General features: G+C 66.2%; 12 protein-coding genes, 1 tRNA gene and 1 pseudogene. 9 read left to right on the top strand and 5 right to left on the bottom strand.

Going from position 1 to position 15,015, the window contains the following annotated elements:
- Positions 1-74: 74 nt before the first annotated feature.
- Together HZY97_RS14200 and HZY97_RS14195 are read left to right on the top strand one after the other, a co-directional pair.
- Positions 75-3,158: a TonB-dependent receptor gene (locus tag HZY97_RS14200; protein ID WP_180144960.1), complete on the top strand. Its 3,084-nt coding sequence runs from the start codon at positions 75-77 to the stop codon at positions 3,156-3,158.
- Positions 3,159-3,194: 36 nt separating this feature from the next.
- Positions 3,195-4,850: a sulfatase-like hydrolase/transferase gene (locus HZY97_RS14195; protein ID WP_180144957.1), complete on the top strand. Its 1,656-nt coding sequence runs from the start codon at positions 3,195-3,197 to the stop codon at positions 4,848-4,850.
- A 146-nt stretch (positions 4,851-4,996) separates the two neighbouring features.
- On the opposite strand, the gene HZY97_RS14190 is transcribed toward HZY97_RS14195, so the two are convergent.
- A tRNA-Trp gene (locus tag HZY97_RS14190) sits at positions 4,997-5,073 on the bottom strand.
- A gap of 61 nt (positions 5,074-5,134) precedes the next feature.
- Complete coding sequence (locus HZY97_RS14185; protein WP_180144953.1) at positions 5,135-7,498, bottom strand: GGDEF and EAL domain-containing protein; 2,364 nt, start codon at positions 7,496-7,498, stop codon at positions 5,135-5,137.
- A gap of 148 nt (positions 7,499-7,646) precedes the next feature.
- Here HZY97_RS14185 and HZY97_RS14180 point away from each other — a divergent pair, with 148 nt between their 5' ends.
- Entirely contained in the window at positions 7,647-7,871 is a 225-nt protein-coding gene (locus HZY97_RS14180) for a ParD-like family protein (RefSeq protein WP_180144950.1), read from the top strand.
- Positions 7,855-8,643, top strand: a complete 789-nt coding sequence (gene map / locus HZY97_RS14175; protein WP_180144947.1) for a type I methionyl aminopeptidase — start codon at positions 7,855-7,857, stop codon at positions 8,641-8,643. Before HZY97_RS14180 ends, map begins: the two co-directional genes overlap by 17 nt.
- A 390-nt stretch (positions 8,644-9,033) precedes the next feature.
- Here the strand turns inward: map and HZY97_RS14170 are convergent, their stop codons facing one another.
- Positions 9,034-10,758: a fatty acyl-AMP ligase gene (locus HZY97_RS14170; protein ID WP_257215082.1), complete on the bottom strand. Its 1,725-nt coding sequence runs from the start codon at positions 10,756-10,758 to the stop codon at positions 9,034-9,036.
- 350 nt (positions 10,759-11,108) lie between these two features.
- On the opposite strand from HZY97_RS14170, the gene HZY97_RS14165 reads away from it, so the two are divergent.
- The 5 genes and pseudogenes from HZY97_RS14165 to HZY97_RS21090 form a co-directional block, all read left to right on the top strand.
- Complete coding sequence (locus HZY97_RS14165) at positions 11,109-11,453, top strand: regulatory protein RecX (protein WP_373684374.1); 345 nt, start codon at positions 11,109-11,111, stop codon at positions 11,451-11,453.
- Positions 11,454-11,526: 73 nt separating this feature from the next.
- Positions 11,527-12,111: a cold-shock protein gene (locus tag HZY97_RS14160; protein WP_180144941.1), complete on the top strand. Its 585-nt coding sequence runs from the start codon at positions 11,527-11,529 to the stop codon at positions 12,109-12,111.
- Positions 12,112-12,115: 4 nt separating this feature from the next.
- Entirely contained in the window at positions 12,116-12,607 is a 492-nt protein-coding gene (locus HZY97_RS14155; protein ID WP_180144938.1) for a DUF192 domain-containing protein, read from the top strand.
- A gap of 38 nt (positions 12,608-12,645) precedes the next feature.
- Positions 12,646-13,038 carry an NADH:ubiquinone oxidoreductase subunit NDUFA12 gene (locus tag HZY97_RS14150; protein WP_180144935.1) on the top strand — a complete coding sequence of 131 codons (393 nt, stop codon included), beginning with the start codon at positions 12,646-12,648 and terminating at the stop codon, positions 13,036-13,038.
- Positions 13,035-13,463 (top strand): annotated as a pseudogene (locus tag HZY97_RS21090) (DUF2155 domain-containing protein); the annotation flags it as partial. The gene HZY97_RS14150 and the pseudogene HZY97_RS21090, both read left to right, overlap by 4 nt.
- 35 nt (positions 13,464-13,498) lie before the next feature.
- Here the strand turns inward: HZY97_RS21090 and aat are convergent.
- Together aat and HZY97_RS14135 are read right to left on the bottom strand one after the other, a co-directional pair.
- The gene (gene aat / locus HZY97_RS14140) at positions 13,499-14,254 is read right to left on the bottom strand and encodes a leucyl/phenylalanyl-tRNA--protein transferase (RefSeq protein WP_180144932.1); all 756 of its coding nucleotides are present in this window, start codon (positions 14,252-14,254) and stop codon (positions 13,499-13,501) included.
- Positions 14,251-14,985: a ParA family protein gene (locus HZY97_RS14135; protein WP_180144929.1), complete on the bottom strand. Its 735-nt coding sequence runs from the start codon at positions 14,983-14,985 to the stop codon at positions 14,251-14,253. The genes aat and HZY97_RS14135 overlap by 4 nt, the downstream gene beginning before the upstream one ends.
- Positions 14,986-15,015 lie beyond the last annotated feature (30 nt).

The raw sequence follows: 15,015 nt of genomic DNA, 5'->3' as shown, positions 1-15,015 counted from the left end.
TCGGATTCACGGCGCCCACGCATCTACCCAATGATGCCGCACACAAGAATGGCGGCTCCAGGGAGAGAAATGCCATGAACGGTTGCACTTATTCTCGTGCGCATCGGCTGCTCGCATCGGCCGCCATCGTCTGCGTCGCCGCCGCCGCGCCAGCCCAGGCCGCGGTACGAAGCTTCGACCTGCCGACCGTGGAAGCGACACAGGGCATCCCGGCCTTCGCCCGGCAGGCCGGCATCCAGCTCCTCGCCAGCGCGCGCGACCTGCGCGGCAAGCGCACCAACGCGGTGCGCGGCAACTTCACCGTCGCGGACGCGCTGCGCCGGCTGCTCGATGGCACCGGGCTCGAGGCACGCGAGACCAATACCGGCATCACGACGATCCAGCGTGCCGAAGCCCGACCGGCGCCCACGCCGGCGGCACTCACGGCGCCGCGCCCCGAGCGCCAGGAGGCGCAGCCCGTCGAAACCCCGCCGCAGGATGAGCCCGCGCCCGAGATCGTCGTGAACGGCATCCGCTCGTCGCTGAACCGCGCCGCCGAAGTGAAGCGCGACGCCGTCCAGGTCGTCGACTCGATCGTCGCCACCGATATCGGCAAGCTGCCCGATCCGACCACCGCCGCCGCCCTGCAGCGCGTGCCGGGCATCCAGGTGCAGACCGACCGCAACAACGAGCTCTCCGGCGTCAGCATCCGCGGCCTCACCGACATCAACACCACGCTCAACGGCCGCGAAGTGTTCACCACCACGGGCCGCGGCTTCGACCTGAAGGACGTACCGGCCGAGGCGCTCGGGCGTGTCGACGTCTTCAAGTCGCAGACCGCCGACCTGATCGAAGGCGGCGTTGCCGGCGCGATCGACCTCAAGCTCAACCGGCCGTTCGATTTCAACAAGCCGATCCTGGCGGTCAATCTGCGCCAGAACTATGCGGCGCGCCTGCACAAGAGCAGCCCGCAGATCGGCGTGCTAGCGTCGGCGAGGGCGGATACCGGGATCGGCGAGATCGGTGTGCTGGTCAACGGCAGCTGGTCGCGTGCCGACAGCCAGCGCGGGCAGCTCAACATGAGCGATCGCCGCGCCTCCAACGTCGCGCCGCTGAACGGGCCGGCCGGCTTCCTGATCCCCCAGGTGATCAACAACATGCCGAACGTCGGCACGGTGACGCGCGGCGAGATGAACGCGGCGATCCAGTGGCAGGCGACGCCGTCGGTCCAGGTCTATGCCGATGGTCTGTACACCTATTTCCAGACGACCGCGGGCTTTGCCGGGTTCAATCCGCAGCCGTTCAACAACGGCACGACGATCACCGATATCGTCAGCAGCAACGAGTGTTTCCAGGCGCGCGTCAACGCCAACGGCACCAATCCGCAGCTCATCAACAATGCGGACGGCACCAAGTCGCTGCAGCCGTTCACCGTCCAGAACATGTGCAACATCAAGAGCGCGACGCTGCACAATGTCATCGTCAACCAGAACTCGTCGTCGGACCGGCTGACCCAGAAGAACAAGATGATCGCCGGCGGCGTGAAGTTCGATCGCGGCGGCACCAAAGCAACGCTCGACCTCGGCTACCAGACCTCGTGGAGCTATGACGAGAACGTCAATGCGGAAGTCGGCCAGCGGGTCGGCACCATTTACCTGAACACCGATGTCGACGATGGCGCCTCGATCACGCTCGATCCGTCGATCCCGATGAGCAGCACCAATCTCTCGATCCGCAACGCGTTCAACCAGAACTACACGCTGTCGACCGGATCGCTGTTCCAGGCCAAGCTGGACGGCGAGCAGGAGATTGGCGGGTTCCTCCGCAAGATCCAGGCGGGCATTCGCTATGCGAACCGCGAGGCGGTCAACCGCAACGTCCAGCAGACCAATCCGACCAGCGGCATCGGTTGCAACAATGTCGAGACGGGCAGGCCATCCTGTCTGGTGTCGAGCCTTCCGGTCTCATCGGACTTCATCGGCACGATCGGCTATTCGCTCGGCATCAACGACGGCGCATCCTTTGTCGGCGTGAACCCGGACTATCTACTGTCCGAGCGCGGGCGCAACGAGCTGCGGACGCTCTTCCACCTGCCGCTGCGCGCGCCGGACTACGACCCGACGCACCAGTTCGACGCATCGGAGCGCACGCTGGCCGGCTATGTCCAGGCGAGCTATCAGCTCGATATCAGCAGCGGCGTCACGCTGGACGGCGTCGTCGGCGTGCGCGGGATCAAGACCGATCGCACGATCAGCACCTATGCAAAGAACGGCACGGGGGCGATTGCACCGGTCAGCGCCACCACCAGCGACTTCGACCTGCTGCCCAGCGCCACTGCGCGGCTGAAGCTGCCCGACGGCTTCCAACTCCGCTTCAACTATTCGCGCTCGATGCGCCGGCCCGGCTTCGAAGCGCTCAACCCGACCCAGTCGCTGACCTTTGTCGGCAACATCTTCCTGCTCAACACGGCCTCGGCGGGCAATCCCAACCTCAAGTCGCAAAAGTCCGACAGCTTCGACGCGACCGCCGAATATTATTTCAAGGGCGGCCTGTTCTCGGTCAACGGCTATTACCGCACGATCCGCAACCGCGTGGTCAATTCGTCGACGCAGGTAGTAATCGACGGCAGCAACTTCCTGCTGACCACGCCGCGCAACGTCGGTGAGGCGACGCTGAAGGGCGTCGAGACCAGCGCGCAATATTTCTTCGATTTCCTGCCCGGTCCGCTGTCTGGCATCGGCGTGCAGGGCGCATTCACCTATGCGGACTCGAAGATCGGCGGCAACGATCCGCTGGCCGGCTATGAGCTGCAGGGCGTGTCCAAGTATAATTACACGCTCGGCGCGCTCTACGACAAATACGGGCTGAGCGGCCGGCTGATCTACACCTTCCGCTCCAAATATTATACGGGCGACAATAGCGGCGCGGTCTCGCTGCGCCCGATCGACGCGGCACGGATCAACGACGTCTACATCCCGACCCAGCTGATCTATGTCCGCCCCGCCGGGCGGCTCGATTTCAGCATCGGCTATGACGTGAACTCGGCCTTCCATCTCGATGTGGGCGGCACGAACATCACGCGCACCAAGACCAAGCAATATCTCGGACAAACCTATCTCAACCAGCTCGTCTATGGCGACGAGACGACCTACTCGGTTGGCGTCCGCGTGCGCTTCTGAAGTTGGTCAAGACCCTGAACTTGAAAGGCAGATGATATGAAGCGGCGCCAGTTTCTGAAGGGCGCGTCGGGCGCGGTGCTCTCCACGGCAATGGCCGGGGGTGCCGCGACGGCACAGGCACAATGGGCCGCGGCGCCGTCGGCCGCGCCCCGCCCGGCGGGGGCGGCGAGTCCGTCGAATCCCAACATCATCCTGCTGATCAGCGACCAGACCCGCGCGGGGCTCACCAAAAAGTCCGGCTTCCCGCTCGATACCATGCCGACCGCCGACGCGCTGGCCGCGCGCGGCGTGGACTTTGCCCGGGCCTATTGCACCATCCCTGCCTGCGTGCCGAGCCGCATCTCGATGCTCACCGGCCGCTGGCCGCAAGCGCACCGCGTCCGCATGAACCTCGTCGCCGAGGACGCCTTCTTCGACAAGGACATCTACCAGGTCGCGCGCGCCCAGGGCTATCGCACCGGCCTGTGCGGCAAGAACCACACCTATCTGAAGGCCAAGGACGTCGACGTCTTCCGCGACTATTCGCATGAGGGCGGCCCGAAGGCGGGCATGACGTCGCAACAGGCCGAATTCGAAAAGTGGCTGAAGGGGCTCGACTTCAACGTCGCGCTCGAGCCGGCGCCGTTCCCGGTCGAGACCCAGCTTCCCTATCGCATCGTCTCCGACGCGCTCGACTTCATGCGCGGCGGCAATGGCAGCCCGTTCTTCCTGCAGGTCTCCTTTCCCGAGCCGCACGATCCCGAGCAGGTGCCGGCGCCCTATTGGGACATGTTCCCGCCTGACAAGCTGCCGCCTCGCGCGGCTGGCCCGGAGGTAATCCCGCAGCTCGGATACCGCGCGCAGTGGCTCGATCGGCTGGCGAAGGACGGTTTCCCCGATACCGAGAAACAATGGCGCCGCTACGTGTCCAACTATCTCGGCGCGCTGCGAATGGTCGACGACCAGATCAAGCGGATGCTCGATTTCATGCAGGGGGCGGGGCTCCTCGAGAACACGATCATCGTCCGTGTCGCCGATCATGGCGATTACCTGATGGACTATGGTCTGGCGCGAAAGGGCGTCGGCCTGCCCGAGGACCTGACGCACATCCCGATGACCTGGACCGGGCCGGGCATCAAGCCGAAGCCCGGGCTCGAGAAGACCGCCTTCGTCTCGATGGCCGATGTCATGCCGACGCTGTGCGAGGCAATGGGCGCCGAGATCCCCCCGGGCGTGCAGGGCCGCAGCCTGTTGCCGCTCCTGCGCGGCGAGGATTTCCCGGCCGAGGAGTTTCGCAGCATCGTCTCGCAGGTCGGGCTCGGCGGCCTCTATTACGAGGCGTCGGACAATGTGCCGGTGTCCACTGCCCGCGGTGGCGGCGGCCATTGGGACGAGCTCGATGGCGTGACGCAGAGCGGCAATGCGCAAATGGTCCGGATGGGCGAGTGGAAGCTCATCTACGACATGATGGGCTATGGCCAACTCTACGACCTGAGCCGCGATCCGCATGAGCTGAAGAACCTGTTCAACGCGCCCAAGGCCGCCGCTGCCCAGGCAAGGCTGATGGCAGAACTGGCGATGTGGACGATCCGCAACCAGGACAGCCTGCCGACCGGCCCGCAGAACCAGAAATACCACACCAAATGGGCGCGCCCGCACAACTGGTACACGCCGTTCCGCCACGGCACCGCACCGGCTGCGTTCATTCCCTGATCGCCCTTTCGGGCAGGATGGCCGGGTATGCCGGGGCGCACATGCGCCCGGCTGCCTGGCCGTTTTTTTGACGAGCGGGCGCGGATCCGCGGCGGCGAGGGTCAGTCTCGCCGGTTTGTTCTCTAAGTTCTTGAAAAATATCGCAATGGCAGGGGCGCTCGGATTCGAACCGAGGGCCTTCGGTTTTGGAGACCGACGCTCTAACCAGCTGAGCTACGCCCCTGTGCGGTGGGTGGCTCTAGCGGGGACTGGCGGCCGGGGCAAGCCAGTTCCGCCAGCCTTTTTCACGCAGCCGCGCTCTCTCCGCCGCGCGGGCGGACGGCGAGTGCGCGCGCTTCCTGCACGGGGAGGGGGCGGCCGAAATAATAGCCCTGCACCTTGGTGCAGCCGAGCTGCTGGACCATGATGTGCTCTTCTTCGGTCTCCACGCCTTCAGCGGTCGTCGCCATGCCCAGGCTGTCGGCGAGCGCCACCACTGCGCGAATGATCGCGATCGCTTCCTTGGTGCCCTTCGACGCGCCCTGCACGAAGCTGCGGTCGATCTTGATCGTGCTGAACCGCGTGTGCGCCAGATAGCCGAGCGAGGAATAGCCGGTGCCGAAATCGTCGAGGCTCAGCTTCACGCCGAGCTCGAGCACCTTTTCGAGCACCTGGATCGCCTGGGTGCCTTCGCGCATGAACACGCTCTCGGTCACTTCCAGCTCGAGCCGCTCGGCGGGCAGGCCCGACTGGGCGAGCGCCTGTGCGACGATCGTGACGAAAGCTGGGGAGTGGAGCTGCTCGGGGCTGACGTTCACTGCGACGCGGATCTGCGAATCCCACTTCGCCGCTTCCTCGCAGGCGACGCGCAGCACCCATTCACCGATCGCCGGGATCAGCCGGGCATCCTCGGCCAGCGGTACGAACTTGGCGGGGGAGACCACGCCGAACTCCGGATGCGTCCAGCGCAGCAGCGCCTCGAAGCCCGCCAGCGTGCCCGTGTCGGCCTGCACCACCGGCTGGTAGTTGAGGTGCATCTCGCCGTTCTCGATCGCGCTGCGCAGTGCGATTTCGAGCACGCGGCGCTCCTCGGCGGCCATGTGCAGCTGCGGCTCATAGCTGTGATAGGCGCCGCCGCCGGCATCCTTGGAGCGATAGAGTGCGAGATCGGCCGAGCGGATCAGCATCTCGGCAGTGCGCCCGTCGCGCGGACCGATGGCGAGGCCGACCGAGGCGCCGATGAACAGCGTGTTCTGGTCGATCTCATAGGGGCGCGAGACCGTGTCGATGATCGACTGGGCCAGCCGTTCGATGCCCGCGGTATCGGTCGCGTCGCGCACCACCACGGCGAATTCGTCGCCGCCGAGGCGCCCGATCATCTCATTGTCGCTCATCAGATGCTTGAGGCGCTCGGAGACGCGCATCAGCAGCCGGTCGCCCACCGGGTGGCCCAGCGTGTCGTTCACTGCCTTGAAGCGATCGAGATCGATCATCATGAAGGCGCAGCGCGAGCCCCATTTGTCCGCTTCGCTCATCGCGCGCGCCAGCGTCTCGTTGAGCAGCAGGCGGTTGGGAAGGCCGGTCAGCGTGTCGAACCGCGCCATCTTGCTGATCTGGTCGGCCGATTTGCGCGCCTCGGTCACGTCCGAGCCGACGCCGCGGAAGCCGATGAACGCGCCGCCATCGTCATAGCGCGGGCCGGCGGACATCTCCCACCAGCGCTCCTCGCCATTGACGAGCACGGGCAGCAGCAGGTCGTGGAAGGCGTCGCGCGTCTTCAGCTTCTCGGCCAGCTCGCGCAGCCCGGGGGCGAAATTGCCATCTTCCCAGGTCGGCCCGGCCAGCACCTGGAGGAAAGGGGTGCCGTTGATCGTCTTGGGATCGACACCGAGCGACTTGGAGAAGCGCGGATTGGCGCGGGCGACGCGGCGCTGCGCATCGATTTCCCACAACCAGTCGGCCTCGCCCTCGCGCTCGGTCTCGCGCAGGAGCAGGCTCAGCGTCTCGTCGCGGTCGGCAATCGCGATCTCGCCGGCCCGGATCACCACCAGCGCCTTGCCGCGGGCGAAGGTCGCCATCGCGAGCAGCACGGTGAAGAGCCCGGCGGCAGCTGCGAGCATCGGCGAGGCGATCAGTGAAAGCGTCGCCACCAGCGCGGTGCCGACGATCATGACGAAGGAGATGGTGGCGAGCGGCAGCGCGGCCATGGCGACGGCGCTGGCGGTCATCAGCAGCGACAGCACGATCCACAGGCCGAGCGCGGCATTGGCGTCGACGAGATGGCCAAAGGCGAGCGGCGGGATCGACCAGACCGCGCCCAGCGCGATCCCGTCGAGCAGCGTGTCGCGCACATCGCCCAGCGTCGCGGTCACTGCTTCGCGGTGGCGGCGGGCGAGGCGGCGGAATGCAACGGTGGCGCCCACCGCGGCGACGATCGCGCTCCAGCTCGCCAGTTGCCACAGCGGCACCAGCGGCGCGAGGATCATGGTGACGAGCGAGGCGCCAATCACGTTCGCGGCGAGCATGAACAGTGCCAGCTGGCTGCCGGCATGAAGCTGGGCCGCGCGGATCGGCCCCCAGTCGGTGGTGTCCGCGGGGTCGTACAGGCCCAGAAGTGCTCGCGCATCGATGCGCGGCCGGGCGAATTGCGAGGTCGTCTGGCTGTTCACCCAAAGGGTGTAGCGCGAGGGTGGTTGACGAGAGGTTAGGCGGCGATCCGGAAAACGCTGATTTTTGTGTGCGAAACGCGGGCCGGGCTTGGCTTATGCGCATATGAAACATATACGATCCGTATATGAATCATATGGGGAGTGCCCGATGGGCATCGTGAACATCGAAGAAGAGCTGCACGATCAGCTCCGCCGGGCGAGCAAGGTGTCGTGCCGCTCGATCAATGCGCAGGCCGCTTTCTGGATCAAGATCGGCATGCTGTGCGAAACCAATCCGACGCTCAGCTTCAGTGAGGTCATCGAGCGCGAGATGAATGCCGCGGGGTTCAAGGCGCCGCCGCTTGCCCTGGTGGCGCATGACGAAGCAGCCTGAGGAAGTCGCGCTGCTGGCCGAATCGGGCCGGCTGCTCGCCTCGGTGTTCGGCCTGATCGACACGACTCCGCTCGCGGGCAAGTCGACGCTCGAGATCGATACGATGGTCGAGCGGTTCATCACCGACGACCTTCAGGCGCGTCCTGCGAGCAAGGGCCAGTATGGCTTTGCTTTCGTGCTGAATTCTTCGGTGAACCAGGTGGTCTGCCACGGCGTGCCGTCGCCCTCGGACGTGCTGCGCGACGGCGACATCGTCAATTTCGACATCACGCTCGAGAAGAACGGCTTCATCGCCGATTCGAGCAAGACCTACCTTGTCGGCGCGGTCGAGCCGGCCGCGCGGCGGCTGGTCCAGGGCACCTATGAGGCGATGTGGCTCGGCATCGCGGCGGTCCGCCCGGGGGCGCGGACGGGCGATATCGGCTGGGCGATCGAGCGCCATGCCAAGCGGCTCGGCTATTCGGTGGTCCGCGAATATTGCGGCCATGGCATCGGCCGCGAGATGCACGAGGACCCGCAGATCCTCCATTTCGGCAAGCCGGGCACCGGCGTGGTGCTGCGCGAGGGCATGGTCTTCACGATCGAGCCGATGCTCAACCGCGGCCGCCGCGGCGTGCGCACCGAGGACGATGGCTGGACCGTGGTGACGCAGGACGGCTCGCTCTCCGCGCAGTTCGAGCACACGGTGGCGGTGACCGCGTCCGGCGTGCGCGTGCTGACGCTGCGCCCGGACGAGCAGGACATGCTCAGGCGGATGAAGCTGGCGGCGTGAGCCTGGCCCGTTGAAATAACAGGAAGGCGAGCCGCCAGGTGCTTGCAATGTAGGATTTCGCCTGCTTGCCTATTGCGGCCGGGCCTGGCTCCCAGCCGCTCTTTGATTTGTAGGAAAGATAGGATCCCGCCCGCGTAAGGATGTTGCGAGATGCGCGCCGTTTCCCCGAACTGTGTCAACGCAAGCGCCGTGAAACCCTGCTTTGGGCGGGTACTTCATGTCCTTTGGCGAGTCGGCCAAAAGCGCGATGTTGGAAGTGCCTGCTCCCCGGCGAAGGCCGGGGCCCAGTATCGGCGAACTATCGAGATTGGAAGCCCCTCTCGAGCGACATGGCAACTGGACCCCGGCCTTCGCCGGGGAGCAGTGCTTCGATGTCAGGTCTGAAAGCCCTTACGCGGCCAGCGCGTAGGGCTTGATCTCGCCGTTCAGGTACAGGTTGCGCGCCTTGGCACGCGAGAGCTTGCCCGAGCTGGTGCGCGGCAGCGTGCGCGGGGGCACGAGCTCGATCACGCAGTTCATGCCGGTCACCGAACGGACCCGCTCGCGGATCTCGTCGCGCAGGCGCAGGCGCTCGCCTTCGTCCGAGGTGCGGCACTGGACCAGCACCGCCGGCGTCTCTTCGCCGCCCGGGGTGGTGATCGCGAAGGCGGCAACGTCGCCCTGCTTGAACGCCGGCAGCTGCTCCACGGCCCATTCGATATCCTGGGGCCAGTGGTTCTTGCCGTTGATGATGATCATGTCCTTGGCGCGGCCGACGATGTAGATGTAGCCGTCGCTCATGTAGCCCATGTCGCCGGTGTCGAGCCAACCGTCCTTCAGGCAGGCGTCGGTCGCCTCCTGATCGCGGAAATAGCCGACCATCACGCTCGGGCCCTTGCACCAGACCTTGCCGATCGCCTTTTCGGGAAGCGGCGTGCCGTCTTCCTCCCGGATCTCGATCGTCATGTCGCGGGCAGGCACGCCGCAATTGACGATCGCGCGGAAGCGCTGCGGGCGGTCGCCACGGGCGACTTCACCGCCGGAAAGCTGGGTCTCCTCGACCAGCTCGACCATGATGCCTTCGCCCGGCGGCATGATCGAAACGGCGAGGGTGGCTTCGGCCAGGCCGTAGCTCGGCAGGAAGGCAGTCGCCTTGAAGCCCGCATCGGCGAAGGCGTCGACGAACGACTGCATCACGTCCGGGCGGATCATGTCGGCGCCGTTGCCGGCGACACGCCAGCGGCTCAGGTCGAAGCGCTCGCTGGCCTTGGTCTGGCTCGACATGCGGCGGGCGCAGATGTCGTAGCCGAAGGTCGGCGAATAGCTGAGCGTCGTGCCCGGGTTGCGGCTGATGAGGTCGAGCCAGGCGAGCGGGCGCCGGGCGAAATCCTCGGTCTTCAGGTAATCGGTCGAGACCTGGTTGGCGACGACCGAGAGCAGGCAGCCGACCAGGCCCATGTCATGGTACCAGGGCAGCCAGGAGACGCAGCGGTCGCCGTCGGTCACCTTCATGCCGTGGCTGTGCGCCGCCAGATTGTTGAGCAGCGCATGATGGGTGATCGCCACGCCATGCGGGAAGCGCGTCGAGCCGCTCGAATATTGGAGATAGGCGATGTCGTCGGTCTTCGCCTTGGGCAGCTCGGTCTGCACCGCCTCGCGCTGGCCGAACTCGGACCAGTCGATCCCCGGCACGTCATTGGCGCGTGCGGCCTCGGCACACATCGCGCCGATTTCGGGCGGGTAGATCAGCATCGAGGGATCGCAGCTCTGCAGCTGGACGCTGAGCTGGTCGATATAAGACTGGGCGCCGCCGAAGCTGGTCGGCAGCGGCAGCGGCACCGGCCAGGCGCCGGCATAGATGCAGCCGAAGAACAGGCTTGCGAACTCGATGCCCGTCTCCGCGATCAGTGCGATGCGGTCGTTGGGCTGCACGCCGGCCGCGATCAGGCGCTGGGCCTGCTTCAGCGAATCCTCGCGCAGTTCCGCAAACGGATAGGGGCGCACGAGATTCCCGCGCGCATCGTGGAAGTTGAGCCCGCGCTTGCCCTGGGAGGCATAGTCGAGCGCTTCGCCCAGCGTTTCGAAATCCGCAAGGCGACGCGGCAGGCTGTCGTCAGTAGGCGTAGGCGCGAGCATTCCCGCTTCCTTCTCTGCCTCGTGCGATCCCTTAACGTCCAATACCATTCTTTATTCCGTGCCCCTGCGTGGTAGCCAACGTCGTGCCCCCACGACGAAATTTGAGGCTAGCCTCTGCTACGCACTGTCGTTCAAAATCGGTTGCCAGTGTGGCACAATCATGGCGCATGACCGCCCCGAGACGCCCCTTGCCACCGCTGAACAGCGCCGATCTGGAGCGTTATGCGCTCCGCTATGTCGAACGTTACGCTACGACAAGGGTCAAACTGGCGACCTATCTGTCCCGAAAACTCCGCGAGCGTGGGTGGGGCGGAGAAAAATCGCCGGATGTTGAGGGGCTTGCGCAGCGCATGGTCGACCTCGGCTATGTCAACGACCGGCTCTATGCCGAATCCAAGGCCGGCGCGATGGCGCGTCGCGGGCTGGGGGCGCGGCGGGTGCGCCAGGCGCTTCGGTTCGATGGCGTGGAGGAGAGCGATGCCGAGCCGGCGATCGCCGAGGACGGCACGGCCAGTGCGATCGCCTTTGCCCGGCGCAAGCGGATCGGCCCCTATGCCCGCGAGGCGGCGGACCGGGTGCTGCAGGAGAAGTGGATGGGGGCGATGATCCGCGCCGGCCACGCACCCGGCCTGGCCCGCGCTATCGTGCGCATGGCGCCGGGAGATGACCCGGAAGACACACTTGGCGCCGCTTGATACCGATCAGCAACAAAGGCAATTCCATTTATGGAAAATACTATGTTAAGCTCGCCCTTCGGGGGACTGGAAAATGCGTGCTGACCAACAGGTTGCGCAGAACGAATATATAGACGCGCCGAACTTGGAAGAGGGGATTGGCGCGGACCAGGGGGACGACAACCAGGTCTTTGCCGGTGTCGTAAAATGGTTCGACGTCACACGGGGGTTCGGCTTTCTTGTCGCCGATGACGCTGCCGTGGGCGACATTCTCATCCATTTCACGGTGTTGCAGGATCATGGCCGCCGCTCGCTGCCCGAGGGCGCGCGGGTGGAGTGCACTGCGGTCAAGCGCCAGCGCGGCCTGCAGGCGCGCGAGATCATCTCGATCGATCTCAGCCAAGCGATCGAGGCGCCCAAGCGCCCCGCCGAGCGCGCGGACCGGGTGAAGCTGATCGAGACGGCGGGGCCGCCCGAGGCAGTCACCGTCAAATGGTTCAATCGCCTCAAGGGTTATGGATTCCTGGTGCGCGATGCCGACTCGGCGGATATATTCGTCCATATGGAGACGTTGCGCCGCGCGGAGATCGAGGAAGTCGAGCCCGGCCAGCCGCTCGTCGCGCGCATCGTCGATGGCGAAAAAGGGCCGCTAGCCGTGGCGGTCGAAAGGACCAGCTAAGCAGATGAAGTTCGTGCGTGGGTTGGGGGCGGCGCTCGCCGCTTCGGTGTTGTTCGCCTCGGGCGTATCGCTTGGCGAGCCGTTGCGCGGCCCGGTCACCTCGCAGGCGGCGGCGAAGATCGATGTGACGATCGACAGCGCCGGCGGTCCCCGCGTCTTTCACACAGAACTGGCCCGCACCGCCGCCGAGCAGGAGCGCGGGCTAATGTTCCGCACCAATATCCCGCAGGACGGCGGCATGTTGTTCACGCCCTATCCGGCCGATGGTCCGCCCCGCGAGGCGCGCTTCTGGATGAAGAACACGCCGACCGCGCTCGACATCCTGTTCATCCGCGGCGACGGCACGATCGCGAAGATCGCCGAGAACGCGGTGCCTTACTCCGAGGATACGCTGGTATCCGGCGAACCGGTGTCGGCGGTGCTCGAGCTGAATGCCGGCGTGTCGGCGAAGCTCGGCATCAAGGCGGGCGACAAGGTGCGCTGGGGCAAGCAGTAAGGATTGCCTCGCTCGGCACTCCCCGCTAATCCGCGCCCATGGGTCTCAATCTTAATCCCTTCACCTGGTGGAACGGCGCCACCTTCGGCACCTGGCTCGCTCTGTTCAGCAAGACGCAGGTGGGCGAGGACGCGCTCGGCAACGTCTATTATGAGGGCGGCAAAGACCCCAACGGCATCACGCGCCGCTGGGTGATCTACAACGGTTCGAACGACGCGAGCCGCGTGCCGCCCGAATGGTTCAGCTGGCTGCACCACCAGATCGATTCGGTGCCCGATCAGGCGCTGCCCGCACCCAAGACCTGGGAAATTCCGGCCGAGCCGAACCTCACCGGCTCGCAGCTCGCCTATCGCCCCAGCGGCGCGCTGGAAAAGGGCGGCCACCGCGCTGCCGCAACGGGCGACTACGAGGCCTGGACCCCCGGCGCATGATCTCGCGCCACGCCGGAGCCGCCGCGGCCGGGCTGCTGCTCGCCCTCGGCGCGTGCTCGGGCGGTGGCGGCGTGACCAACAACAGCGTCAGTGACGAAGTCGTCACCACCGGCGGCGACTCGAACAAGACGGCCGACGTGATCACCGTCGGGCGCGACGGCAAGGCGGTGGACGACGCCGCGGCGACGCCGATGAAGGACCGCGTCGCGGTGCTTGGCCTGCTCAACAAGCGCAACGGCGAAGCGCGCGAGTTCAAGTTGAAGCCGGGCCAAGCGGTGCGGATCGGCGACGTGATCGTGCGCCTGCGCGCCTGCGACAAGACCGCGCCCTGGGAGACGGACCAGCTTACCGGCGCCTTTGTCCAGGTCGATGTGCTTGAGCTCGACAAGCAATGGCACCGCGTCCATTCGGGCTGGCTCTTCGCCGAGCGTCCGGCACTCAATGTCGTCCAGCACCCGATCTACGATGTGTGGCCCAAGAGCTGCGCGATGACCTTCCGTGACAGCGGGCCTGATACGGTGCCGGCGCCTGCTGCAGGTGGCAGCGGATCGGGCAATGCGTCGAGCGCGAAAAAGTCGCCGTCGACCGAGGGTGCACCGAGCGAGAGGCCGGCTGCCGACTCGCCCAGCGCTCCGGCCAGCAACGCGACATAATCGTCCCGCGGCACTTCGATCGCGCCCAGCGTGGTCAGGTGATCGGTGATGAACTGGCAATCGAGCAATGTGAACCCGCCGGCCTGCAGCCGCGCGACGAGGTGCGCGAAGGCGACCTTGGAGGCGTTGGGCACGCGGGTGACCATCGATTCGCCGAAGAACGCCCGGCCCAGCGCCAGGCCATAGAGCCCGCCGGCGAGCCGGTCGCCGTCCCAGCACTCGATCGAATGCGCGAAGCCGCGGCGATGCAGCTCGAGGAAGACCCGCTCGATCGGGCCGTTGATCCAGGTGTCCGGCCGGTCCTCGGCGCTTTCGGCGCACAGCCGGATGATCGGACCGAAGGCGGCATCGACGGTCAGGCGGAAGCGCTCGGAACGGATGACCTTGCGAAGCGAGTGCGAGAGGTGGAAGCCGTCGAGCGGCAGCACGCCGCGCAGCTTGGGCTCGACCCAATAGACGCTGGCGGCGTCGCGGTGGTCGGCCATCGGGAACACGCCCATGGCATAGGCGCGCAGCACCAGGTCGGGGTCTAGCTCCTGTTGCGGAGGCTGGGCGCGGGTCAATGCTTCTTGCCTGCCAGCCGGCGCTCGATCGCCTGCCAGAGCTCGGCAAAGGCCTGGGCGCCGGGGCTGCGCGGTGCGAAGCTGCCGACCGCGGCGCGGCGCACGCTCATCGACTCGACGATGCTCGCCATCGGGATCACCGGCCAGTCGGGATGCGCCGCCACCGCCTCTCCGTGGAGCTTGCGCCGGCGGTCGACCATCGAATGGACCGGCATCAGCGGCACCTTGCCGCCCTTGCGGGCCAGATGCGCGGAGACTTCCTCGAAGGCACGGGTGGAGAGCGGGGAGGGGATCACCGGCACGACGATCAGGTCGGCGGCGCGCATCACCTGCTCGCTCGTCTCGGTGAGGCCGGGCGGGCAATCGAGCAGCACCCGGTCATAAGCCTTGTCGAGCTCGCCGAGCAGCTTGGCCAGCCGCTTCTTCTTGTCGAGCTCGTGGAAAGTGAGGTCGAGGCCGCGCAGCGAGGTGTCGGCGCCGATCAGGTCGAGCCGTTCGACGTTGGTGTGCTGGACCAGCCTGGCCGGCGCGACGTCCTTGGTGAAGATCGCCTGGGCCTGGTCGCGGGTCTTGCCCTGCGGCTCGACCAGGAAGGTGGAGGCGGCCTGGGGATCGAGATCCCAGAGCAGGGTGCGGCGCGAAGAGAGCGTGGCCGAAGCCCAGGCCAGATTGACCGCCAGCGTCGTCTTACCGACCCCGCCCTTCAGGCTGTAGACCGCGATCGTCGCCAAAACGCTCTCCTTTCCCGGCTAGCCTCGCAT

Origin of the sequence: Sphingomonas sp. R-74633, assembly GCF_013416555.1 — a bacterium.
Classification (GTDB): Bacteria; Pseudomonadota; Alphaproteobacteria; order Sphingomonadales; family Sphingomonadaceae; genus Sphingomonas.
Note: the sequence above shows the minus strand (reverse complement) of the source record. Positions and strands in the feature narration are given on the sequence as shown.